Source organism: Pedobacter aquatilis, from assembly GCF_030409415.1.
Taxonomy (GTDB): Bacteria; Bacteroidota; Bacteroidia; order Sphingobacteriales; family Sphingobacteriaceae; genus Pedobacter; species Pedobacter aquatilis.
Map to the genome: position 1 here is coordinate 106,750 of NZ_JAUFPW010000031.1, position 25,716 is coordinate 132,465.

Annotated in this window: 19 protein-coding genes; 12 read left to right on the plus strand and 7 right to left on the minus strand. The window is 36.4% G+C overall.

All coding sequences use genetic code 11. From position 1 onward, the window contains the following. Window positions 1-4: 4 nt before the first annotated feature. The 9 genes from QWY86_RS13850 to QWY86_RS13890 all read left to right on the plus strand — a co-directional run bounded on the left by QWY86_RS13850 (window position 5) and on the right by QWY86_RS13890 (window position 12,685). A complete protein-coding gene (locus QWY86_RS13850; protein ID WP_290242930.1) occupies window positions 5-1,933 on the plus strand; it encodes a glycoside hydrolase family 88/105 protein in 1,929 nt (642 codons plus the stop codon). Beyond that, the gene (pelA, locus tag QWY86_RS13855; RefSeq protein ID WP_290242931.1) at window positions 1,933-2,964 is read left to right on the plus strand and encodes a pectate lyase; all 1,032 of its coding nucleotides are present in this window, start codon (window positions 1,933-1,935) and stop codon (window positions 2,962-2,964) included. The genes QWY86_RS13850 and pelA overlap by 1 nt, the downstream gene beginning before the upstream one ends. A 33-nt stretch (window positions 2,965-2,997) precedes the next feature. Continuing rightward, window positions 2,998-4,509, plus strand: a complete 1,512-nt coding sequence (locus QWY86_RS13860) for a tagaturonate reductase (protein ID WP_290242932.1) — start codon at window positions 2,998-3,000, stop codon at window positions 4,507-4,509. Window positions 4,510-4,511: 2 nt separating this feature from the next. Continuing rightward, window positions 4,512-6,158 carry a UxaA family hydrolase gene (locus tag QWY86_RS13865; protein ID WP_290242933.1) on the plus strand — a complete coding sequence of 549 codons (1,647 nt, stop codon included), beginning with the start codon at window positions 4,512-4,514 and terminating at the stop codon, window positions 6,156-6,158. An 87-nt stretch (window positions 6,159-6,245) separates the two neighbouring features. Then, window positions 6,246-7,646 (plus strand): glucuronate isomerase, encoded by a 1,401-nt coding sequence (gene uxaC / locus QWY86_RS13870; protein ID WP_290242934.1) that lies wholly within the window; start codon window positions 6,246-6,248, stop codon window positions 7,644-7,646. A gap of 114 nt (window positions 7,647-7,760) precedes the next feature. Further along, window positions 7,761-8,828, plus strand: coding sequence for a sugar kinase (locus tag QWY86_RS13875; RefSeq protein WP_290242935.1), 1,068 nt, complete (start codon window positions 7,761-7,763; stop codon window positions 8,826-8,828). Then, window positions 8,809-9,471 (plus strand): bifunctional 4-hydroxy-2-oxoglutarate aldolase/2-dehydro-3-deoxy-phosphogluconate aldolase, encoded by a 663-nt coding sequence (locus QWY86_RS13880; RefSeq protein ID WP_290242936.1) that lies wholly within the window; start codon window positions 8,809-8,811, stop codon window positions 9,469-9,471. Before QWY86_RS13875 ends, QWY86_RS13880 begins: the two co-directional genes overlap by 20 nt. Window positions 9,472-9,493: 22 nt before the next feature. After that, window positions 9,494-10,936: an MFS transporter gene (locus tag QWY86_RS13885; RefSeq protein WP_290242937.1), complete on the plus strand. Its 1,443-nt coding sequence runs from the start codon at window positions 9,494-9,496 to the stop codon at window positions 10,934-10,936. A 123-nt stretch (window positions 10,937-11,059) separates the two neighbouring features. Further along, on the plus strand, window positions 11,060-12,685 hold the full coding sequence (locus QWY86_RS13890; protein ID WP_290242938.1) for an NADP-dependent glyceraldehyde-3-phosphate dehydrogenase: 1,626 nt from the start codon (window positions 11,060-11,062) through the stop codon (window positions 12,683-12,685). Between the two features lie 85 nt (window positions 12,686-12,770). Here the strand turns inward: QWY86_RS13890 and QWY86_RS13895 are convergent, their stop codons facing one another. The 4 genes from QWY86_RS13895 to QWY86_RS13910 all read right to left on the minus strand — a co-directional run bounded on the left by QWY86_RS13895 (window position 12,771) and on the right by QWY86_RS13910 (window position 19,628). After that, entirely contained in the window at window positions 12,771-13,502 is a 732-nt protein-coding gene (locus QWY86_RS13895; protein WP_290242939.1) for a rhamnogalacturonan acetylesterase, read from the minus strand. Between the two features lies 1 nt (window position 13,503). Next, window positions 13,504-14,514: a pectinesterase family protein gene (locus QWY86_RS13900; protein WP_290242940.1), complete on the minus strand. Its 1,011-nt coding sequence runs from the start codon at window positions 14,512-14,514 to the stop codon at window positions 13,504-13,506. 103 nt (window positions 14,515-14,617) lie between these two features. Beyond that, a complete protein-coding gene (locus QWY86_RS13905; protein ID WP_290242941.1) occupies window positions 14,618-16,411 on the minus strand; it encodes a RagB/SusD family nutrient uptake outer membrane protein in 1,794 nt (597 codons plus the stop codon). A 10-nt stretch (window positions 16,412-16,421) separates the two neighbouring features. Then, entirely contained in the window at window positions 16,422-19,628 is a 3,207-nt protein-coding gene (locus tag QWY86_RS13910) for a SusC/RagA family TonB-linked outer membrane protein (protein ID WP_290242942.1), read from the minus strand. Window positions 19,629-19,886: 258 nt separating this feature from the next. Here QWY86_RS13910 and QWY86_RS13915 point away from each other — a divergent pair, with 258 nt between their 5' ends. Next, window positions 19,887-20,921 carry a LacI family DNA-binding transcriptional regulator gene (locus tag QWY86_RS13915; protein WP_290242943.1) on the plus strand — a complete coding sequence of 345 codons (1,035 nt, stop codon included), beginning with the start codon at window positions 19,887-19,889 and terminating at the stop codon, window positions 20,919-20,921. Between the two features lie 46 nt (window positions 20,922-20,967). Next, window positions 20,968-22,152: a class I SAM-dependent rRNA methyltransferase gene (locus QWY86_RS13920; RefSeq protein ID WP_290242944.1), complete on the plus strand. Its 1,185-nt coding sequence runs from the start codon at window positions 20,968-20,970 to the stop codon at window positions 22,150-22,152. 114 nt (window positions 22,153-22,266) lie between these two features. On the opposite strand, the gene QWY86_RS13925 is transcribed toward QWY86_RS13920, so the two are convergent. After that, window positions 22,267-22,518: a DUF6814 family protein gene (locus QWY86_RS13925; protein ID WP_290242945.1), complete on the minus strand. Its 252-nt coding sequence runs from the start codon at window positions 22,516-22,518 to the stop codon at window positions 22,267-22,269. Window positions 22,519-22,529: 11 nt separating this feature from the next. Beyond that, a complete protein-coding gene (locus QWY86_RS13930; protein ID WP_290242946.1) occupies window positions 22,530-24,053 on the minus strand; it encodes an MFS transporter in 1,524 nt (507 codons plus the stop codon). Between the two features lie 132 nt (window positions 24,054-24,185). Here QWY86_RS13930 and QWY86_RS13935 point away from each other — a divergent pair, with 132 nt between their 5' ends. Beyond that, on the plus strand, window positions 24,186-25,076 hold the full coding sequence (locus QWY86_RS13935) for a bestrophin family protein (protein ID WP_290242948.1): 891 nt from the start codon (window positions 24,186-24,188) through the stop codon (window positions 25,074-25,076). Here QWY86_RS13935 and QWY86_RS13940 read toward each other — a convergent pair. Then, on the minus strand, window positions 25,073-25,705 hold the full coding sequence (locus QWY86_RS13940) for a Pr6Pr family membrane protein (RefSeq protein ID WP_290242949.1): 633 nt from the start codon (window positions 25,703-25,705) through the stop codon (window positions 25,073-25,075). The genes QWY86_RS13935 and QWY86_RS13940 overlap by 4 nt on opposite strands. Window positions 25,706-25,716: the final 11 nt, after the last annotated feature.

Here is a 25,716-nt window from a genome sequence, read left to right on the forward strand (position 1 = left end):
AAAGATGAGATTATCTATTTTATATGCTGCTGTTGCAACAATCGGATTAAGCATATTATCGGTTGGTGGTTTTGCACAAAAGAAACTATCTGAGCAACTCACATTAACGGCGATGGAAAAGCTTTTTCAAGACACAACTGTTTTGAAAACTGCTAAAGGACCAAGGTGGAGCTACGATATGGGTGTTGTTTTAGAAGGAGCTGCTGCAGTTTGGAGAAACACCGGAAATGGCGATTATTTTAAATACATCCAGTATTCCATGGATGCTTATTTAGATAAAGATGGCAACATAACAACATACAAAGCCGAAGATTTTAACATTGATAACGTCAAGAACGGCCGTGCTTTGTTGTTGCTTTATAAAGTTACCGGGCAACAGAAATATTTATTAGCTGCAACAAAACTTTACAACCAGTTACAACAGCAACCACGCACAAAAGAAGGTGGTTTTTGGCATAAAAAAATCTATCCAAACCAAATGTGGCTCGATGGATTATACATGGCAGAACCTTTTTACGCGGAGTATGCAACGCTGATGAAAAAAGATGCAGCCTTTGATGACATTGCCAACCAATTTATTTGGATGGAAAAAAATGCAAGAGATTCGAAAACCGGATTACTTTATCATGGATATGATGAAAGTCGTGAAGAAAAATGGGCCGATAAAACCACTGGAAAATCGCCTAACTTTTGGGGCAGAGCAATGGGCTGGTACATTATGGCACTTGTAGATGTTTTAGATTATTTCCCGAAAAATCACCCTAAATACAATGAATTAGTCGCGATTTTAAACCGTACAGCTACCGTAACTGTAAAATATCAGGATGCAAAATCAGGCGTTTGGTTTGATATTTTAGACATGCCAAAACGCGAAGGAAATTATTTGGAATCTTCTGCATCGAGCATGTTTGTTTATGGCTTAGCTAAGGGCGTAAGAAAAGGCTGGTTACCAAAATCATTTACAGCAGCTGCAAATAAAGGTTATGCAGGTTTAAAAAAAGAATTTATTGAACAAGCAGGTGCTGAAAGAGTTAATTTAACTAAAACGGTTTCCGTTTCTGGTTTGGGTGGAAAACCTAAATATCGCGATGGAAGTTTTGAATATTACATTAGTGAAAAGGTAATTACAAACGATCCCAAAGGTGTTGGTGCATTTATTTGTGCATCGGCAGAGATGGAAATTGCTGCATTGCCTAGACCAGGAAAGGGCTTAAAAGTTACAGTTGACAATTTCTTTAACAACGAGTACATGACTGGCCCTACGGGCGATAAAATTCCTTTCCATTATTTGTGGAATGAAGACGATAACAATGGCTTTTCACTATTCGGAAAGATATTTAATGATGCAGGCGTTGAAACCTCTACATTAAAAACCGCCCCTACTACTTCAAATTTAAAAGGCACAAATATTTACATTATTGTTGATCCGGATACGGAAAAAGAAACTGCATCACCTAATTACATGAATGCAGAACATGCCAAGCAAATTAGCGAATGGGTAAAAGCTGGTGGTGTTTTAGTATTGCTTTTAAATGATGTTGGAAATTGCGAAATAGCAAAGTTTAATGTTTTGCCAGAAACTTTCGGAATAAAATTTAATGAGGATAGCCGCAATAAAGTTCAGGGTGCAAACTTTGAGCAAGGCGCTATAAAAATCCCGGAAGGAAATACAATTTTTAAAACCGCTAAGAAGGTTTACATCAAAGAAATTTCTACAATTAAAGTTAGTAATCCTGCTGTTTCTGCCTTGACAGATAATGGCGATGTAATCATCGCGACAGCAAAATATGGCAAAGGTACTGTATTTGCAGTCGGCGACCCTTGGTTTTACAATGAATATATCGATGGCAGAAAACTTCCAAAAGATCTAGAAAACTTTAAAGCAACAAACGATTTAGTAAACTGGTTAATTAAACAAGCTCAGGTTAAATAATGATAAATAGATTCAAAATATTTTCATTCCTAATATGCAGTTTTATGCTAATGTCTTGTTATGCACAGAAACAAACAGATTCTGTTGCCGATAAAATGTTAGTTTACCAACTTGAAAATGGTGGTTGGCCTAAGCAACTCGAAGATAAAAGCGTTGTAAATTATAGTCTGCCGTTAACCGGCGATTTAATGTCAAAAATCAAAGCGACTACTATTTTGCATGCTACTTTCGATAATAAAGCAACTAGCAGAGAAATTGTTCATCTCGTAAAAGCATATAACACAACCAAAAACGAAGCTTATTTAAAAGCAGCAGAAAAAGGCTTGGATTATGCTTTATCTGCACAAAATGCAAATGGCGGATGGCCACAATATTATCCTGATAAGGCATTGTATCGTGCCCAGATAACTTATAATGATGATGCAATGATTAATGTTCTGAACATCCTTCAAGATATTGTGACAAAATCAAATGGTTTTGAAGTAATAAATCCAAAATACATTTCAAAAGCGGAATTGGCTGTAAAAAATGGCTTGGCCTGCATATTAAAAACACAGGTAAAGCAAAATGGCAACTTAACCATTTGGGCTGCCCAATATGATAAAGATTCGATGTTACCGGCAAAAGCCAGAAATTTTGAACCAGCATCTTTAAGTACAGGAGAATCTGTGGGTATTGTTAGGTTTTTGATGCGCTTTGCAAATCCTTCAGCAGAAATCAAAACATCTATTTCATCAGCAGTTAAATGGTTCGAAAAATATAAAATTTCGGGTTATCGGTTTGAGCGAAATGATACAAAAACTGGTAAAATAACTTCACTTGTGGCCGATAGCAGCAGTATGGTTTGGGCTCGTTTTTACGATTTAGATAAGAACACTCCAATTTTTGGCGATAGAGATAATACCATCAAACTTAAGTTGGAAGATTTATCTCCGGAACGTAGAAATGGTTATGCCTGGTACGGAAATTTCGCCCAAAAGTTATTAGAAAAAGAATATCCAAAATGGCTAAATGCCAACGCAATAAATTAATGTAAACTCGTCGCTGACGGCAAAATGAAAACAATGATTTTAAACAAAGAAAATTTAAAAAACATAAGCGCAGAAAACGTTAATATTCCTGCTGCAGAACTTTTAGAATTGCCAGAAAGAGTAATTCAATTTGGCACAGGCGTTTTATTACGTGGTTTACCAGATTATTTTATTGATAAAGCAAATAGAAACGGAATTTTTAATGGCCGTGTTTTGGTTGTAAAATCTACAGCTAAAGGCGGTGCTGATGCTTTTTCTAAACAAGATAACCTTTACACGCTTTGTGTAAAAGGAATTGAAGATGGAAAAAATGTTGAAGAAAATACCATCAATTCATCAATTAGCAGGGTTTTATCTGCTTCGCAGGACTGGGCTGAAATCTTAAAGGCAGCACACAATCCGGAAATGCAAATCGTAATTTCGAACACAACTGAAGTTGGTATAGTGGCGAGTGAAGATAAAATTACCGAAACACCTCCCCAATCTTTCCCTGGTAAGTTACTGGCTTTTTTACATGAGAGATTTCAGGCATTTAATGGCGCTGCCGATAGCGGAATGGTTATAGTGCCAACTGAATTAATTAGTGATAATGCCGATAAATTAAAAGACATTTTATTGAACTTGGCTATCCATAATAAACTGAGCTGGGATTTTCAACAATGGTTAAAAACAGCTAACCATTTCTGTAAAACTTTAGTGGATAGAATTGTACCAGGAAAACTTCCTGCCGAAGCACAAGAATCTATCGAAAAGCAATTAGGTTACAGCGATGAATTGATGATAATGGCAGAGCCTTTTCGCTTATGGGCAATTGAATCATCAAATGAAAAGGTTAAAGAAATTTTATCTTTCGCAAAAGCGGATAAAGGAATTTTCATTGTTCCATCAATCAATAAATTTAAAGAACTTAAACTTCGTTTATTAAACGGAACACATACATTTAGCTGTGGTTTAGCCATACTTTCAGGTTTCAACACAGTTAAAGAAGCAATGGCTGATGAAACTTTTGCCAACTACGTTTCTAATTTAATGCAAGATGAAATTGCACATTCTTTGGAGAATGATGACATCACTTATGCTGATGCAGTTGATTTCGCAAAAAGCGTAATCGATAGATTTAGCAATCCATTTTTAGAGCATAAATGGCAGGCAATTACTTTGAATTTCACCTCGAAAATGCAAATGCGTAATATGCCATTGATTAGAAAATATTATAGTCAGAAAAACGAAGTGCCGCCTTTCATGGCAATTGGTTTGGCGGCTTATATTATTTTTATGAATACGGTAAAAGATGGCAAAACATTTACTGCGAATCTAAATGGGCAGCAATTTCCAATAGATGATGAATTTGCGCAGATTTTATTCGATTACTGGAAAAATCCTGAAACTGCAATTGACAATATCCTTGGCGACAGACGTTTGTGGGATAAAAATTTAAACAATTACCCTGGTTTTAACGCAGCCATTAAAAACTACGTTAGCCTATTACAAAATAAGGGTGCAAAGGAAACATTAAGTAATTTGCATTCAGAAAGAACACTTTAAAAATGGTAACAAGAATTTTAAAAATTCATCCGAATGATAACGTATTAGTAGCCTTGCAAAATCTTGCAAAAGGCGAAACGATTATTCACGACGGGCACGAATATGTTTTACAAGACGACATTCAGGCAAAGCATAAATTTTTTATGCAGGATATGAATGAGGGCGACCACATTATTATGTATGGCGTTTTGGTTGGGAAGGCTCAACATTTTATTTTAAAAGGTGGCTTGATGGATACCGAAAATACCAAACATGCATCCGATCCTTACGAATTTAGACCTTACCATTATGAGTGGCATGCGCCTGATGTTTCCAAATTTGAGAACAGAACTTTTAATGGCTACATACGTAACGATGGTAGAGTTGGTACAGCAAATTACTGGCTTTTTATACCAACCGTATTCTGCGAAAACCGTAATCTTGATGTGATTAGAGAGGCTCTGCACAACGAATTGGGTTATGCAGTTACTGATAAATACAAAACCTATACACATCATCTTGTCGAAGCCTATAAAAATGGCGAAGCCTTAACTGAGGCAGATAATAATTCAATCGCTCAGGCAAACCATGTTTCAAATCGAATTTTTAAAAACGTTGATGGAATTAAATTTTTAAATCATCAGGGCGGCTGTGGCGGTACTCGTCAGGATGCTGCAGTATTAAGTAAGCTTTTGGCTGCTTATGCAGACCATCCAAACGTTGCCGGTGTAACGGTTTTAAGTTTAGGTTGCCAGAATTTACAAGTTCAGGATTTTGTAAACGATTTAAAATTACGCAGTCCGAATTTTGATAAACCACTATTTATTTTTGAGCAACAACAATCACAAAGCGAAGAACAATTAGTTAAAGAAGCCATTCGTAAAACCTTTATCGGCTTAACTGAAATCAACAAATTCGAGCGTGAACCTGCACCTTTAAGCAAATTGGTTCTTGGTGTAAAATGCGGTGGAAGCGATGGTTTCAGCGGCATTAGTGCAAACCCGGCAGTTGGTTATACTTCTGATTTATTAGTGGCGCTTGGTGGTAAAGTTTTGTTGGCCGAGTTCCCTGAATTGTGTGGTGCAGAGCAACAGCTTATCGACAGAACCAAAGATGAAACTGCAGCTAGAAAGTTCATCCAATTGATGACGAATTACAATCAGGCTGCAGAAAATGTTGGCTCTGGATTTTTCATGAACCCATCTCCAGGAAACATTAAAGATGGATTAATTACAGATGCAATTAAAAGTACCGGCGCAGCAAAAAAAGGTGGTACTTCTCCAGTTGAAGATGTTTTAGATTACACCGAACCTGCGACTAAACCAGGCTTAAATTTAGTTTGTACGCCAGGAAACGATGTAGAAGCAACAACAGGAAAGGCTGCATCTGGCGCAACGCTAATTTTATTTACAACGGGACTAGGCACCCCAACCGGAAATCCAGTTTGCCCAACGATTAAAGTGGCTACAAATAATGCGCTAACGAAACGAATGAGTGACATTATCGATATTAATTGCGGTCCGGTTATAGAAGGCGAAAAAACGATTGAACAAATGGGTGAAGACATTTTAGAATATTGTATTAAAGCTGCAAGTGGTGAAGTAATTCCGAAAGCAGTTTTGCTAAATCAAGATGATTTTATTCCTTGGAAAAGAGGCGTAAGCTTATAACTTATAGACGAAACAAATATTTAATTACAAAATAATAGATTTTAGCAATACAGATTCCATTGTTAAAATCTCTTAAACATATCGAGCATGAAACCTTTTTTAGATGAAGATTTTCTTTTAGAAACACAGACAGCAAAAACGCTGTTTCATGAGTATTCTAAAGCATTACCTATAATTGATTACCACAACCATTTGATACCTGAACAAATTGCAAACGATGTTCAATTTGAGAATATGAGCCAGGTTTGGCTTGCCGGCGACCACTACAAATGGCGGGCTATGCGAGCTAACGGTGTGGATGAAAAGTTTATTACAGGTACAGCTTCTGATTTCGAAAAATTTGAAAAATGGGCAGAAACTGTTCCTTATACATTAAGAAATCCATTATACCATTGGACGCATTTAGAGCTTCAACGCTATTTTGGAGTAAATGATTTGCTAACTGGAAAAACTGCTCAAAAGATTTATGATGAATGTTCGACTAAATTACAAACACCAGAATATTCTGTTCGTGGTTTACTAGCCAAAATGAATGTAGAAGCCGTTTGTACAACTGACGACCCTTTGGACAGCTTAAATTTTCATCAGCAATTGGCAAATGAAGGCGCTAAACTTAAAATGTTGCCTGCATTTCGTCCGGATAAAGCAATGAACAGCGATGATGTTTCAAGCTTAAATGAGTACATTGATAAACTGGAAAAAGTTGTTGATAAAAGCATCAGCACTTTCCAGAATTATATCGATGCTTTAAAAAGCCGTCACGATTATTTCAATGAAAATGGCTGTTCAGTTTCTGATCATGGTCTAGAACAAATTTATGCAGAAGATTACACGGATGCAGAAATTTCATCAATTTTTGAAAAAATAAGAAGTAAGCAAAACATTTCTCACCAGGAAAATCTGAAATTCAAATCAGCTATGCTGGTTTATTTTGCCGAGTGGGATCATGAAAAAGGTTGGGTTCAGCAATATCATTTGGGCGCTTTAAGAAATAACAATGCCAGAATGTTAAGCAAACTTGGCCCAGATACAGGTTGGGATTCGATTGGCGATTTTAGTCAGGCGAGAATGCTTTCTAAGTTTTTAAACCGATTAGATACGCAAGATAAATTGGCCAAAACCATTATCTACAACTTAAATCCTGCTGATAATGAACTAATCGCAACGATGATTGGCAATTTTAACGATGGTTCTGTTGCCGGTAAGGTTCAATTTGGTTCTGCATGGTGGTTTTTAGATCAAAAAGATGGCATGATTAAACAACTTAACGCATTATCAAACATGGGGCTTTTAAGTCGCCTGGTTGGTATGTTAACCGATTCAAGAAGTTTCCTCTCCTTCCCTCGCCACGAATATTTTAGAAGAATAGTTTGTAACCTTTTCGGAACTGATGTAGAGAACGGAGAATTACCAAACGACATTGAGTGGATTGGCAAGATAGTGCAGGATATTTCGTATTTTAACGCAAAAAATTACTTTAAATTTTAACCAAAAACCGGTTTTTTTAAGGAAAATTAACCGAATCAAATCGTTTCAATCGTTTTCCTTAAATTTTCAACATCACCATTCAAATTGCGTGATTTACGCCGATTAAATACAAAAATGAGTAACCCGATATCATCTTCAATAAAAAAAGGAGAAAAAGTTTTAAGTTTTGGTGAATTGCTTTTACGCATTTGCCCCGATATGGATGGACAATGGCTTCAAGAAAATAAGCTACCTTTTTATATTGGCGGCGCCGAGCTTAATGTTGCTACTGCGCTAGCCTTATGGGATGTTCCTTCTGCCTATTTATCGGCTGTGCCTAAAAATTCGGTTACTGAAGAAATTATCGATTACCTGAATACTAAAAATATAGATACCACGCCAATGGTTTATCATGGCGAAAGATTGGGTTTATATTATTTGCCAAAAGGTAAAGATTTAAAAAACGCAGGCGTAATTTACGACAGAGCAAATTCTGCTTATGCAACATTAAAACCTGGTCAAATTAATTGGGATGAAGTTTTTGAAAACGTAACCTGGTTTCACTTTAGTGCAATTTGCCCGGCTGTAAACCAAGATGTTGCTGATGTTTGTCTTGAAGCTTTAAAGTTTGCACAATCAAAAAACATTACCATTTCTTTAGATTTAAATTATCGTGCAAAACTTTGGAAATACGGTAAAGAACCAATTCAAATTTTACCAGAACTAGCCAAATATTGCACACTAATTATGGGCAATGTTTGGGCGGCAAATAAGATGTTGGGTACAAACTTACATGAAGATTTAAAACCTACTGATGGTTATCAAAAAGAAACACTCTTACAGCAAGCAATCGATACATCAAAGCAAATTCTGCAGGATTTTCCGGCATGTAAGGCGGTTGCTAATACCTTCCGTTTTGATAATGGGAAAGGCATAAAATATTATACCGCGATTTATACAGATAACGAACTAACAGTTTCAGCAGAATACATTTCTGACGAAATTTTAGATAAAGTTGGTAGCGGAGATTGTTTTATGGGTGGTTTGATATATGGTTTTTATAATAACCTGAGCACACAAGAAACACTGGATTTTGCAACCGCAGCGGCATACGATAAATTATACATTCCAAGCGATGCTACAACAAGTACGGTAACCGATATAGAAAAAAGAATTATACGAAATGATAAGCAACAAGCATAAAATTTTAGATGCCATTTTAGAACAAGGCATGCTACCACTTTTTTATCAAGACAGCGAAGCTGGAAGCGTAGAAATTCTGCGTACGTTATATAAAGCTGGTGTTCGTGTTTTTGAATATACAAACCGAGGTAAATCGGCTTTGCCAAATTTTAAAAAGCTAAAAGAAATCCGCGATGCGGAAATGCCTGATTTATATTTAGGCATTGGCACAATTAAAACGCCTGCTGATGCAAACGCATTCATTGAAGCCGGAACAGATTTTATTGTAGCACCAATTGTAAATCCTGCTGTTGCAGAAATTGCAAATAAGATTGGTATGCTTTGGATTCCCGGCTGTATGACGCCAACTGAAATCAGCGTTGCGCAAGAACATAAAGCCATGTTGATTAAAATTTTCCCTGCTAACATACTCGGCCCTGATTTTGTTTCATCAATTAAAGATCTATTTGCCGGACAACTTTTTATGCCTACAGGTGGCGTAGAAATTAATTTGGAGAACCTGAAAACATGGTTTAAATCTGGAGTTTGTGCTGTCGGAATGGGTAGCAAATTAATTAGTAAGGATGTGATGAGCAAAGGTCTTTATGATGATTTACATGAGAATACTAAACTAGCGCTTGATTTGATTAAGCAGAGTAAATAACCAAAAAACACACCTAACCAAAATGAACCAAGCAACCAAAGGAAATTATAGATGGACAATTTGTGCCTTACTATTTGTCGCCACTACCATAAATTATTTAGACAGACAAGTACTGTCGTTAACATGGAAAGATTATTTTGTTCCGGAATTTCACTGGACAGATAGCGATTACGGTACAATCACCGCTCTTTTCTCTCTTTTTTATGCTATCTCAATGTTAATCGCAGGGCGATTTGTAGATTGGATGGATACAAAAAAAGGCTTTCTTTGGGCAATTGGAATTTGGTCAGTTGGGGCTTGTATTCATGCATTTTGTGGTATTGCAACCTCCGGAATGATAACTGGCGATTGGGCGTTGAGTTTCTCAGGTGCTAAAGAATCACTTTCTACCGTTGGGAACACCAGTTTAATATTATCTACAAGTCTTTCTTTATTCATTTTTGCAAGATTTGTACTTGCATTGGGTGAGGCAGGAAATTTCCCGGCGGCGATTAAAGCAACTGCAGAATATTTTCCTAAAAAAGACAGAGCATTTGCTACAAGTATTTTTAACGCCGGTGCCACAGTTGGTGCTTTAGCTGCTCCGGTTACTATTCCTTACATTGCCGAGGCTTACGGATGGGAAATGTCTTTCATTATTATTGGTGCCTTAGGTTTTGTCTGGATGTTTTTCTGGATATTACTTTATGGCAAACCTGAAACGCACAAACGTGTAAGTAAAGAAGAACTGGCTTACATTCAACAAGATATTGTAGTAAACGAACAACTTACAGAAACCGTAACAGCGGCATCTCCTGTTAAAAAATTATCTTTTTCCGATTGTCTTAAATTTAAACAAACCTGGGCTTTTGCATTTGGTAAATTCATGACTGATGGTGTTTGGTGGTTTTATTTATTCTGGTCGCCTGCTTATTTAAAAGATATTTACAAAATGAGTGGAACTGACAGTGCGTTTCCCCTGTTCATTTTGTACGTCATCACCTTATTATCAATCATTGGCGGTTGGTTGCCATCGTATTTTGTTAGCAAGAAAAACATGAATCCTTACGATGGAAGAATGAAAGCAATGCTGATTTTTGCATTCTTTCCTTTGTTGGCTTTGCTTGCTCAACCTTTAGGACAATATGGGTATTGGTTGCCGGTAATTATTATTGGTATTGCGGGTGCAGCGCATCAGGCTTGGTCGGCTAATATTTTTTCTACCGTTGGCGATATGTTTCCTAAACAAGCCATTGCAACTGTAACCGGAATTGGCGGAATGGCAGGCGGTTTAGGCTCATTTTTCATAAACAAAGGTTCAGGTGTGTTATTCACCTTCGCTGGCGATACCCAAATGAAATTTATGGGTTTTCAAGGTAAAGAAGCCGGATATTTCATTGTTTTTTCATTTTGTGCGGTTGCCTACCTAATTGGCTGGGTTGTAATGAAAAGCCTTGTTCCAAAATACAAATTAGTAGAACTATAAATCTAACGTTCAAGTAACTCATCTTTTTAAAAAGATGTAAAAATTATAAACAAGAGAACTAAATAACGAATCTATACTTAAACTATAGATTTACAGAATTATAAACCTAACAATTAAACCAAATTGAGCACAAACTTAAACCTCGAAAGTATTTTCGTTGATGAAAGCCAGATTCCGGAGGAATTTAGGCTTCATGAAGAAATAGAACAGAAAGAGTTTCTCTCTAATGGAGAAATGAAACCTTGGAACGGGCCAGTAAACGAAGTTTTTTCGCCGGTATGCGTTAAAACACCTGATGGCTTGAAGCGTAAACGTATTGGCAGTTTTCCGGTTTGTACGGAAAAAGAATCTACCGAAGCGCTTGATGCAGCAGTTGCGGCTTATGATAATGGCCGTGGGCAGTGGCCAACCATGAGTGTAGCAGATCGCATTAGCTGTGTAGAAAACTTCACCCATAAAATGATTGAGCAAAAAGAAATCGTTGCGAAATTAATTATGTGGGAAATTGGCAAATCATACGCCGATTCTATTAAAGAATTTGACCGTACTGTAGAATATATTTATGCAACAATTGATGCCTTAAAAGATATCGACCGCCAATCTTCTCGCTTCGAACAAGAACAAGGAATTATTGCTCAGGTTCGCCGTTCGCCATTGGGTGTTGTGTTATGTATGGGACCATTTAATTATCCATTGAATGAAACCTTTACAACCTTGATTCCGGCTTTGATAATGGGCAACACGCTCCTTTTCAAACCACCTAAACATGGTACTTTATTGCATTATCCATTGCTTGAGGCGTTCCGTTCGAGTTTCCCCAAAGGTGTTGTAAATACAATTTACGGGCGTGGAAATACAATTGTTCCTGGTTTAATGAAATCGGGAAAAGTGAATGTGTTAACGCTCATTGGTTCGAGCAAGGTTGCTAACGAGTTGAAAAAACTTCATCCAAAAGTAAATAGATTAAGAGCAATTTTAGGCTTAGATGCTAAAAATGCAGCCGTAATTACTAAAGATGCAGATTTAGATTTAGCAGTTTCTGAAACGGTTTTAGGCTCGCTATCTTTCAACGGACAACGTTGTACGGCAATTAAAATCGTTTACGTGCACCGCAGCTTAGCGCAAGAGTTTTTAAAACGTCTATCATCAGAAGTTGAAAAATTAAAATTTGGCATGCCATGGGAAAAAGGCGTTGCTTTAACACCACTTCCGGAGTTGAACAAGCCTGAATACTTGAAAGAATGTATAGATGATGCAGTTACACATGGCGCAAAAGTGGTTAATAAAAACGGCGGACAAACATTGGAAACTTTTGTATATCCGGCAATTGTTTACCCGGTAAACAGCAACATGAAATTGTATCGCGAAGAGCAATTTGGACCGGTAATTCCTGTTGTTCCTTTTGATGATTTAGAAGAGCCAATTGAATATTTAATCGGTTCGCCACATGGACAGCAAGTGAGTATTTTTAGCAATAATGCAGCTGTAATTTCTTCACTTATAGATCCACTGGTAAATCAGGTAAGTCGTGTAAACGTAAATTGCCAATGCCAACGCGGACCAGATGTTTTTCCTTTTACAGGAAGAAAAGATAGTGCAGAAGGAACACTTTCAGTTGTTGATGCGCTGCGTTCATTCTCCATTCGTTCGTTAGTTGCAACCAAGCTTACTGATAATAACAAGAAGTTACTGAATGAAATTGTTAGTGGTGATGATTCTAACTTTTTAAGTACGAAGTATATTTTTTAAATTTTTAAGCCACAGATTAGCGGAATAAAATCTGTAAATCTGTGGCTTTTTATATCCAATTCGTCATTGCGAGGCACGAATTAAGCTACTTCAGCTTCTTAACTAAATTCAACCTCAATTCTTTAATCCCTTCAGCCACTAAACCAGCAATTTCTTTTGCTCCATTTGGGCTTAAATGTGTATTATCTTTTTTTCCTGCCGGATAATTTACATGGCCAGAATCAACGTAGTTAAATAATTTGATTGATGGTTTATCACCAAGTTTTGTAAGCAAATTTTCAGTTTTAGCCAACATATCAATTAATGGAACTTTAAGCGAATCCGCAACCTTTCGAGTAACATCAGGATATTTTCCATGCGTATCAAACAGTTTTCCATCTTTAAAACTTCGCCTTGATATTGGTGTTAAAAGAACCGGAACCGCTTTTTTACTTCTCGTTTCTATAACGTAATTAATTAGATTTGCCTTAAACTCAGCAAGTGATGTTCCTATGGCTGGTTTATCTACCTTTTCATCGTTATGCCCAAATTCTATAAACACATAATCGCCAGGCTGAAGTTTTTCGACAATTGGCTGCCATTGTTTCTCATTCAAGAAAGATTTGGTACTTCTACCGTTTAAAGCTCTATTATCTACAATAACCGTTTCCTTAAAAAATGATTGAAGTTCCATTCCCCATCCGGTTTCAGGAAAAGCTTTTGGCTGTTTATTCGCCGCAGTAGAATCACCAATTATATAAATTGTAGTTTGTTTCTGAACTGTGAATGACATCAGTACCATCAAACCAATAAAGCCAAAGCTTAAAAATTTAAGCATTCTATTTTGTTGGATTCCAGCCATCATTTCCTTTTAAAATATTTTGAACTGTATAATTTTTTGCGTCTTTTTTGCTTAATTGTTTAGACCAGCTTACTCTTTGCACTGTTGCTGAACCTTCACCAACATTTTCATATTCTGCATAGAAAGTGGTTTTTTCTTTATCAGGAAACATTGCATCGCCTTTCCAGGGATTCCAACCATCAACCGCAATATGTTTTCCCAAATCACAAAATAAAAAAACAGTTTTAGCGTGTGGGCGCCATGGTCTGCCGAGATAAGCCTTATTCACATTTGGTTCAGCAATCAATTTACAATGCAAAAATACAAACCCAAATGGTTGAGTTTTTAAGGTTGATGCTGCAGTTATAAATGAATTGGTTAAATTTTTAATTGTACAGCTTTCGAACACTACAGTTGCCGAACCAAAAATGAAATCGGTTGTACCCTCAATGTAGCAATTAGAATAGTATTGTCTGCTATTATCCGTCGCTAAATAAAGCGTATCCTGATTACCTAAAAAACTGCAATTAATTGCCGAAAACCTATCGCCTTCTACATGCAATGCAACAGCTTGCCCTACTCTGCCAGCAGTATTCACAATGGTTAAATTTTGAAAGGTAACATCATTAGCCAATACCTGTACGGTGTAAGATGTGAACGTAGAAAACTTACTATTTCCAAATTCATCTTTACCAGACGCCACTTCTTTACCAGAATAATCGTTATTGCTTATGATGGTATTTTCCTTGCTTTCTCCAATTAAAAGAATTTTTGTTTTCCAAGATGGAATTACCAGCTTTTCATTATAAGTTCCGTTTTTAACAAAAATTTCAACCACTTGTTCACCTAAATCACGGATAGAATTTACAGCTTCCTGAATGGTTTTGTAATTACCATTTCCGCTCATATCTACAGTAATTTTCGAAGGATATGTTTTTTGCGCTAATAAATTGCTTCCAGTAATCAGAAGAAAAAACAATACTAAAAATTTTATTGAAATCAATTTCATGTTAATAAATAATAGCTTTTGAAAATACGCAATACAAATCTATTTAACAGAGAAAGGGCTAATAAATAGCCCTTTCATTGATTAATTGTTTGGTTGTAATTTTTTAGTAGCCATATAATTGTCCGCCCAATTTTGGGTTAGCATCAATTACAGATTGAGGCAATGGCAACAATTCGCTTTTATTGGGTGTAAATGCAACGGCATAATAAGCCAATAAGGTGCTGTTAATTGTTGCAGGATTAACCCATGCAATACTTGCCGAGCCTGCCGGAGCTGCTGGAGATGGCGAATAAAATGAGTTAAGCCATACTACAGTTGCTTGATTTGGTGTGTAATACATGGTTGCAGGCAAATTTGCGTAAGGCGCAGATCTAGCTGCCATCAACGCTAAATTTGCTTTAGCTTCTGCAATTTTTGAAGCCAGCATATTCCATCTGATTAAATCATATTTACGAATGCCTTCGCCACCAAATTCAAACTGACGCTCTTTAACAATAGCATTAAAGAAACCTGTATAGTCAGTTGGTGTTGTTCCGATTAATGATGCCGTACCGCCAAAACCACGAACCCTAACTTGTTCAAAAGCAGCTTTTGCAGCAGCACTTGGGCCAGCATTTAACTCGTTATCAGCTTCTGCAAACATTAATAAAACATCAGAAAAACGAATAACAGGCCAGTTCACACCAAAGTATTGCGAAGCACTTGTTAGTACCGAGGGTGTTTGCCAATCTCTTCTAAATTTGCCGTCAAGCATGGTCACCATCGAACGCGGACGTAATGTTAACTCTAAGTTGTTATCGTACGGAGCACAAGTAACATCTCTACGTTTGTCATTTGCATCAAAAGCATAAAAATAAGTTGGTAAAATGGTTAGAGCTGCGTTTCCAAAAGCAGTTGTACCTGGTGTTGCCACTGTAAACTGGCGAGGACCATTATAGTAACCTAACTTGCTATCGCCAACGCCTGAACTTCCACCAGTCATACCAACTTCCCACAAAATTTCTCCATTTGGTTCAAATCTATGCGCATTAAGTCCATCCTTAAAAACAGATTGAAAACTAGCATTTAACTTATGATCGGGTCTAGCCATGATAATTGCACACTCATCTTTTGCAATTTGATAGAAAGTCTTGTAATCAGCATTACGTTTCATAGTTCTATCACTACGAAGTGAATAACCACCTCTAAACAAGGCATATCTGGCCCTTAGCGCTCTAATTGCGCCTTGATTTAATCTATCACTCGTTACCGATGATTCTGTACGCCAAGGCACTAAAGGTGCTGCAATAGCTAAATCTCTTATAATTCTATTGTAAATCGTGTCTCTATCCGTTCTTCCGTTATATGGATCGCTAACATTAATAGATGAAGTAAACTGAGCCGGAACATCACCCCAATTTCTAACAACCTCAAAATAAAATTGAGCTCTTAATGCCAAGGCTTCACCATAAAGTCTCTTTAATTCCTTTTGATCTGCTGAACTACCGTTGTTGTAAGCATCCATTTTTGGGATATTATCAATACAAATATTAGCACGTTCTATACCTGTGTATAATTGGTTAAATGGCCCGGCAAGTTGTGTGTTTGCCGGCTGGACGTTAAAATGCGCAATATCTCTACGCTCATTGTCAGGATAAGGTGTTCCACCTTGCCCCATCATTTCATCGTTATCGTAAGGATAATACATACTCAAACGTATGCCATATCCTTGATCGCCTCCTAAAGCAGAGTATGCACCCAATACAGCCTTTTGAGCGTTAGTTACACTGCTAAATACATAATCGTTTCCGAAAGAAGAGATAGGCTCTACCTCTAAAAATTTTTTACAAGAAGAAACTGTAAAAAGTGTTGTGGTGATAAATAATCCACCTATCATTAGTTTTAAATTCGTTTTCATTTTGCTCAGTTTAAAGCGTAAAGTTTATACCAAAAATAAATGCTCTGCTACGAGGGTATGCGGAGTAATCTACACCAGGCGTTGTACCAGTTGAACGGCGGGTATTTACCTCAGGATCGTAACCAGAATAGTTTGTAATTACTGCGAGGTTATTCACCGTTGCGTAAAAACGCATTCTGTTAATTTTTATTTTTTTAAGTAATTCACTTGGCATTGTATAACCTAAAGTGATGTTGTTAATCCTTAAAAAAGAACCATCTTCTACAGCGTAAGAATTTACAAAAAAGGAACTGTTACTGGTTAAAGGACTCCAAAGTGTAGCATTAGCATTAAGTGCAGCCAATTCAGTTGGGTCGGTAACTACAACGCCTTGGTCGTTTACATTTCTCCATCTGCCATTCATGGTGGCCAAAAGGTTACCGTTAGCAGTATAACCACTTGTAAACTCAAGCTTATTCGCGTTTAAAATATCGTTCCCAACCTGGAAGTTTACAAATACATTTAAATCCCAGTTTTTATAGGTAAATGATTGATTAAAACCACCTGTGTATTTCGGATTTGCATCACCAATAATGGTTCTGTCGTTTGTAATGTCAACAATTCCATCGCCATTTAAATCCTTAAATTTGATTACGCCCGGTTTTGGTGTTAATGAAGTTACGCTCGAGTTATTTGGTACGCCAGGTTTTAGAGTATAAACGCCATTTGCGTAGTTAAAATCTTCTATTTTGTAGAAACCATCATTTACTAAACCGTACATTTTACCCACGGCTTGTCCAACTGCCACCTGGTAATCTGCGGGTACATTTGTTCCTGCCCAACCAGAATTTATCAAGAAAGATTTTTGGAACTCGCCAAGACTTTCAACTCTGTTTTTGTTGAAGGAGATATTAAAGTTAGTAGACCAAGAGAAATTTTTAGTTTGAATTGGTGTTCCATTTATTTGAAACTCTATCCCTTTATTACTTGTAGAGCCGATGTTTTGAAGTTGAAAAGCATAACCGCTTGTTGATGGGAACGGATTATTAACTAGTAAACCTTTTGTTTTGTTGCTATAAAGATCCAAAGAGAATTGCAATCTGTTATTCAAAAACCCTGCGTCTAAACCAATATTTCTAGATATAGTAGTTTCCCATTTCAAATTTGGATTAGCCAGTTCAGGCGCAACCAATGCCGTAACCAAAGTATTATTGATATCGTAAAAAGCTGTTGGTCTGAATTGAGTGGTGTACAAGAAATCGGCAATTCTGTTATTACCAGCTTCACCATAACTTACCCTCAATTTCAAATCATTCATACGGATTGCAGTTTTGAAGTTTTCCATAAATTTCTCATCAGAAATTCTCCAGGCCAATGAACCTGACGGGAAATAACCCCACTTATTGCCTTCAGCAAATTTTGAAGAACCATCGGCCCTCATACTTAAGGTTAACAAATATTTTTTATCGAATGAATAATTTAATCTACTAAAAACAGAAAATAATCTTGCAGTCAAATCGCTAGATGTTGCCGCACCGGCAGGTGTTGTACCCAAAGCCATATTAGATAAAGCTCGTTCAGCAGTTATCCCGATAGGAAATAACCTGTTTTCTGTAAAATACGCTTGTAATTTATCTTGGTAAAGCTCCTGACCGATTAATGCATCGATGCTGTGGTGTTTGCTAAATTCGGTTTTTGAGCCAGAGTTTGTATATGAAATTACGTTTGAATTGTTAATGGTTTGCCTATTTGATGTACCAATGGAAGCAATTGGTTGCGAAGAACCAACAAGTCTGGATTCGTTGGTAATAATATCATTAAAAATATTAGTGCGGTTATTGCTAAAATCTAATCCCAATGTACTTTTGAATGATAACCCTTTATAAATTGTGTAGTTAAAGTACCCGTTAAAATTGGTTACGTTGGTAAGTACTTTCTTATATTCTGCATCATTTAATAATAGTGGATTTACCAAGGAAAGACTATTTCCATTCGTTTCGCTGGCATAATCCGGGTCGTAAGCGTAAACATCCTGACCTTTAACCAACAGCGGTCTGTACTTTACAGCTTGGCGTAATCTATTAAGCGATGAAGAACCTTCGCTACTTGTACCAGCGCCATTTACAACCGTGTTGTTATACCTTACATTAAAACCAACTTTTAGCTTATTGTTAAACTTATGGTCGAACTTAAAGTTGATTAACTTTCTGTCGAAATCTGAGGCAAGCATTACACCATCTTCAGTATTTGATGTTACACTCAAGTTAAAGGTAGATTTTGCATCGCCACCAGTTACCGCAACATTATGTGTTTGCATTAACGCATTTCTGCCGAATAGTTCTTCCTGCCAATCTACAAACTGTGAATTTCTGAAACTTTCCAAATCGCTAAAAGCACCATAATAACCTGCATACAAACTTTCTGCGGTTGCATTACCACGACTGGCTTCATATTGATATTTAACAAAATCGTAAGGATTCATCACTTCTAATTTGTTTGCCAATTGCCTAAATCCAACCAAACCATTGTAGTTAATCTGAGTTTTCATTTCTCTACCGCCCTTAGTGGTAATTAAAACCACACCATTTGCACCACGAGAACCATAGATAGCCGTTGCAGAAGCATCTTTTAAAACATCAATACTTTCAATATCCTGTGGAGATAGTACAGATAATGCATTTTCTACCTGAATACCATCAACAACGTATAGTGGTGTATTATCTTGAGTAATTGAGCCGCCACCACGAACTCTAATTTGAGCGCTTGCATTCGGCGTACCTTCAGAAACTGTTATCTGAACACCTGCTAATCGACCAGCAATTGATTCTGCAAGGGAGTTATTCGGAATATCCTTTAATTGTTTTGCCCCAACTGATGAAACTGATCCGGTTAAATCTCTTCGATTTACGGTAGCGTAACCAATTGCCACAACTTCATCTAATTCTGTAGAATTTGATTCGAGATTAACTTTTAAAGTATTTTGGCTACCAACGGTAACCTCCTTGCTTTTGTAACCAATGTAATTAAACACCAATATAGCGCCTTGATTTACTGAAATTGTAAATTTTCCGCTGTTATCGGTCTGTGTGCCCGTTTTAGTTCCTTTAATTAAAACGCTTACACCGGGAATGGTTTCACCGCCTACTTCTGTTACTGTGCCCGAAACCACTTTGGTTTGCCCTAATGCCGTACTGAAGTAAAAAGCGAATACACTAAAAAAGAGTAAAATTCTGCTCATAACTGTTAGTTGTTTGATATTGGTTTTATTGAATGCGCAATTGCTTGCTAATAGAATATTATTTCTAGTTACAGGGATATTCTTTATTAATATTTGGTTTTTTGTTGTAACAATTGTACAAACTAAAAATGGCTTGAAATCAGATTTAACTAAAAAAGTGTGCAAACGTTCCCAAAAACGTACTTTTGACGTTTATTAAAAATCGCCAGTAAAATCCTAAAAGAGATATTTTTTGTAACTTGTGTGCAAGTACAAGAAATGAGATTTGAAACTTCAACGATAAAAGATATTGCCAAAGCCTTAGGACTTTCTACGTCTACAGTTTCCAGAGCTTTGAGAGACCGCTACGAGATTAGTGAAGAAACCAAAAAAGTAGTTCTAGCTTACGCCGAAAAAGTAAATTACAGGGCCAACCCTATTGCCCGGAGTTTAAAAGAAAGAAGAAGTTATTCCATTGGAATTATCGTTAGTGAAATCGCAAATAATTTTTTCTCTCAGGTGATAAACGGCATGGAATCAATCGCTTACGCAAAGGATTACCATGTTATCATTTCTCAAAGTCACGAATCTTCTAAGCAAGAAAAACTGAATGTTGAACATCTTGCATCTCGTTCAATTGATGGTTTGCTTATAGCGCTTTCATCAGAAACGCAGGATGTTAGTTACCTTAAAGATTTGTATCAAAAAGGTTTGCCGATTGTTTTTTTTGATAGAGTACCTGATAATTTTGAAACCCATAAAGTTATTGCCAACAACTTTAAAGGTGCCTTTGATGCCACTGAACATTTAATTTTATCAGGAAAACGAACGATTGCGCATCTTACCAACTCAGAAACGCTGTCAATTACCAAAGAAAGATTAGCGGGCTACAAGGCTGCATTGGCAAAATATCATATCAATTTTAACCCTGATTTGGTAAAATATTGCCAACATGGCGGTATGCATAGTGCCGAATTAGAAGATGCAGTAAAAGAATTATTGCCCTTTAAACCAGACGGAATTTTTATTTCAAGCGATAGATTAACCACTGGCTGCATCATGGCCTTAAAGAAAAGCAGCCCGGAAATCGCACATAAAATTGCAATAGCAGGCTTTACAAACTCAAATCTGGTTGATTTATTTAGCCCTTCACTCACTTCAGTAAAACAACCCGCTTTTGAAATGGGACAAGTTGCAACCGAATTATTAATCTCAATGATTGAAGCCAAAAGACCGATTACTGAATTTGAAACAAAGGTTTTAGATACTGAATTAGTTCGAATGCAAAAAAACGTAGGCAATCCTTTCTTATAAACCAATTAAATTCAAAGCCTAAAGCTCTTTTACTTACCTTTGCAAAATGGTAGAAATCATTTTAAAAAGAGGCAAAGAGAAAGCGGCAATTCAAAGACACCCTTGGATATTTTCTGGAGCGTTAGAAAAAGTAAAGGGAAAGCCAGAAAATGGCGATGTTGTTAAAGTTTTTGCCTTTGATAATGAATTTCTAGGCTATGGTTATTTTAATAGCAATTCTCGTGTTGCCGTTCGCCTTTTAGAATGGGATGAAAACCAAATCATTGATAAAGCCTGGTATCAGAATAGATTGAAACAAGCCATTGCATCACGCCAATTTATTTTAAATAAAAAAACGAATACATGCCGTTTAGTTTTCAGCGAAGCTGATTTTTTACCTGGCCTTATTGTAGATAAATATGCCGATTTTCTTTCTTTACAGATATTGAGTTCGGGTATTGAAAATGTAAAAAACGATATTGTTGAGATTTTAAAAGCAGAACTTAATCCAAAAGGAATTTTTGATAAAAGTGATGCTACCGCTCGCGGACACGAAGGTTTGCCAATTGAAAATGGTTTGCTTTGGGGAGAAAATCCACCAGAATTTTTAGAAGTTAAAGAGAATGGAATTTATTATCACATTAACATCGCCGAAGGACAAAAATCTGGATTTTACTGCGACCAAAGAGACAATAGAAGTATTTTAGCGAGTTATACTTACGATAAAAAAGTTTTAGATTGCTTTAGTTACAGCGGTGGTTTTACGTTAAATAGCTTGGCTAATAACGCGAAAAGCGTAACCAGTGTTGATAGTTCTGCTTTGGCTATTGAAACTTTAAAACAGAACATCGCATTAAATAAGTTTGATGAAAGCAAAGTCACCGCAATCCAATCTGATGTAAACAAACAATTAAGAGCATTTAAAGAAAGCGGAGAACTGTTCGATGTGATTGTTTTAGACCCACCAAAATATGCACCATCTCGTTCAGCATTAGATAGAGCAGCCAGAGCTTATAAAGATTTAAATCGATTAGGTATGTTGCTTTTGGAAAAAGGTGGTTTATTGGCAACTTTTTCTTGTTCAGGGGCAGTTGATATCGAAACATTTAAACAAATTATTGCCTGGGCAGCGCTTGATGCAGGCAAGGAAGTTCAAATTATTAAACAGTTTTGCCAGCCTGAAGACCATCCGGTTCGTATCTCCTTTTCAGAAGGGGAGTATTTGAAAGGTTTGTTGGTGAGGGTTTTGTAATACAATTCGTTTTTTAGGATAAATTTAAAAGGGAAATCTTTGCACAAAACCCTAGTTTCAAAGATTTCTCGACTACGCTCGAAATGACGGAACTATCAAATACTCATTTCAATTCTATATTTCAACCGAGTTTTCTGGCAATTTATCGTATTCTCCTTTCCAGGCGTAGAAACCAAAAATCATCAATCCAAGGCTAATCGGGAAAAAGATAAAAAGTATAATTCCCCATTGCAAAATTGTATTTGTTCTTTCGATATCTGTGTGCGTCAAACCGACTTTATCAATAGCCTGAATGAACAAAAAAATCATGGCAATTGGTCCTAAAATCATCCAAACTAAACCTAAAAATTTCTTCAATGTATTCATATAAAATATTGTTAATCGTTAATGTTTTCGTCTGCTTTGTTTGATAAATAAATTGTTCCGATAATTAAGCTTAAACTTGCAATTCCAATAGGATACCATAAACCGGAAAGTGGTGTAGAACCTGCAAAACTTGCAATTAATGTTGCTATAAAAGGAACCAAACCTCCAAATACGCCATTGCCAATATGGTATGGAAGCGACATTGATGTATAGCGAATTTTCGTTGGAAAAAGCTCTACCAAAAATGCGGCAATTGGTCCATAAACCATTGTAACAAGCAGTATTTGAAAGAAAATCAATCCAACAAATTTCCAAAATATTGGTGTGGATAAAACCTTGTCCTTTGTAATTTCTACACCTCCAATTATGCCGTTTGTATAAGAAATAGTATCTATTTTTAAGCTTGTGTAACCAGAACCATCACTGTATGATACCTTAGTTTCTACCGCAATTAAACTATCTTTAGTATTTACAATTGGGGTTATTTTAGCATCACCCTGAACAGCCAAAACCAACTTCGCTTTATCAAAATTTTCGATACTGGTATCATTTAGAAAAGTTTTATAAATCGGGCGATAGAAAATAATGCCAAGCAACATGCCACTAAGCATAATCCATTTGCGCCCAACTTTATCGCTCCATGCGCCAAACACTACAAAAAACGGTGTTGCAAAAGCTATCCCCCATAGTAAAATATACCTCGAATCATTAAAATCGAGCTTGCAAGTATTTTCTAAAAAAGATTGGGCATAAAATTGTCCGGTGTACCAAATTACACCTTGTCCCATCGTTGCGCCAAATAATGCAAGCAATACCATTTTAAAGTTTGCCTTATTATTAAAACTTTCTTTCAATGGATTTTTTGAAACCTTGCCTTCCGATTTGAGTTTAGAAAACATTGGCGATTCGTGCATTTTAAGCCTAATGTAAATCGACACCACAACCAAAAGAATTGAAAGCAAAAATGGAATGCGCCATCCCCAATCGCCAAAAACATCAGCGCCTAAAATATTTTTGGTAATTACAATTACGCCAAGCGATAAAAACAAACCCAATGTTGCCGTTGTCTGAATCCAACTGGTGAAAAAACCACGCTTATTTTTTGGAGCATGTTCTGCCACATAAGTGGCTGCACCTCCGTATTCGCCGCCCAATGCTAAGCCTTGAATAAGTCTCAAAATTAAAACCAAAATTGGTGCAGCATATCCAATGGTTTTATATGATGGTATTAATCCTATTAAAAAAGTAGAACCACCCATTAATACAAGTGTCAGCAGAAAAGTATATTTCCGGCCAATCAAATCGCCCAATCTGCCAAAAACCAAAGCGCCAAAGGGGCGTACGATAAAACCTGCAGCAAAAATTGCAAGTGTATTGATTAACGCCGAAGCACCGGCATCTTCAGGAAAAAGTTGATGACCGATAATAACTGCCAGGCTACCAAAAATGTAAAAATCATACCATTCGATTAGTGTACCTAAAGAAGAGGCACCAATAACTTTAAAAATATTATTCTTTGGGATTACTTCACTCATACAACGAATATTTGGTTTTCTAAGATAAACATTTGTGCTTCAAAACAATATATGGCTTATTGATAGATTTAAATTGTTACAAACAAAACATTTCTGCCTTACTTTTGTATTTTCATACGGAAAATTACATTTATGCTTTTAATACAAAACATTAGATTAACTAGAATATTAAGAAATACTTGGCAGGTAGATTTGATAATGATTGCCTCTTGCAGTGTTGCCTACCTAGTTAGGGAATACTTAATTGCACATCATTTTGAAATCCCATCTATAATACCGACTGTTTTAGGAACGGCAATTGCCTTTTTTATTGGTTTTAACAATAATCAAGCTTACGATAGGTGGTGGGAAGCGAGAAAAGTTTGGGGCGCTTTGGTGAACGATTCTCGCTCTTTTGCCAGAAATTTAATTAATTATGCCGAAGAGGATCAGATAATTGTAAAACGAATGGTTTATAGGCACATCGCATTTCTTTATGCTTTGAAAGCTAACCTTCGTGATACAGTAGATGAAATTTACATCAAATATTTAGATGAGGCCGACATCGCTGAGATGGCCAATCACAAGAATACCCACAATGCCCTTTTGAACATTCAATCAAGAGATTTACAAAAATTATCTAAAGCTAATGTGATAGATGGTTTCAGGTTTATAGAAATTAATGAAATGCTTGTGCGTTTTTCTGACTCGATGGGCATGAGCGAACGCATTAAAAACACGATATTCCCAACCACTTATAACTATTTAACTAAGGTTTTTATTTGGCTATTTGTAATGACCTTTACTTTAGTTATCAGTCAATCGGCAGGTGTATATTCTATATTTTTGGGCTGGATGATTGGATTTGTATTTGTATCAACGCAAATTAACGGGATGAGCCTGGTTAATCCCTTCGAAAATAATTCGGCTGGTGTTCCATTAAACTCTATAACCAGAACAATTGAAATTAACCTATTGCAAATGCTCGAAGAAGAAAATATTCCTGAACCCATAAAGCCGATTAACGATGAATATATCCTTTAATTTCTGTGATCTAATCTCTTGCCAATAAAGATAAATATCAGCGATAGCAGCCAAAATACCAACATAATTATTGCCGTATTTAAGATGGCTTTCGGATAACCCAACTTTACAACATTTATAAAAGGGTAAGGATATTCTTGAATTATTGCGCCGCGAATAACTGTCATGAATACATAGCACAATGGATAAATAAGCCAAGGAAATGCTTGCTTGTAATTCAATGTGGATTTATCTACAAAAAACAACCAAAAGCCTAAAAACAGCAACGGATTTACAACATGCAAAAGTTCGTTAGCAACTGCATCCCAGCCATGTATTTCTATCAATCCACGGAGTGCAAAATTATATATAATTCCAACAACCATTATGTAAATTGTTATTGCCGTTAGCGTTGAAGGTTTTGTGAAAAATTTCCCTAATAATTGATTCTTGAAAAGCAATATTGACGATAAACAGAGTGCACAAAGTATGTTGGTAAGCACCGTGAAATACGACAAAAATATGGCGAGAGTTGATAGTACATCACCTGATTTTAGTGCTAAACTCAATTTAAATTGTAACCCTAATGCAAACCAAATTATTACCGTAGAAATTATAGTGTAAACCTTTTCAACTGATTGAGATTTCATAACAAGAATGA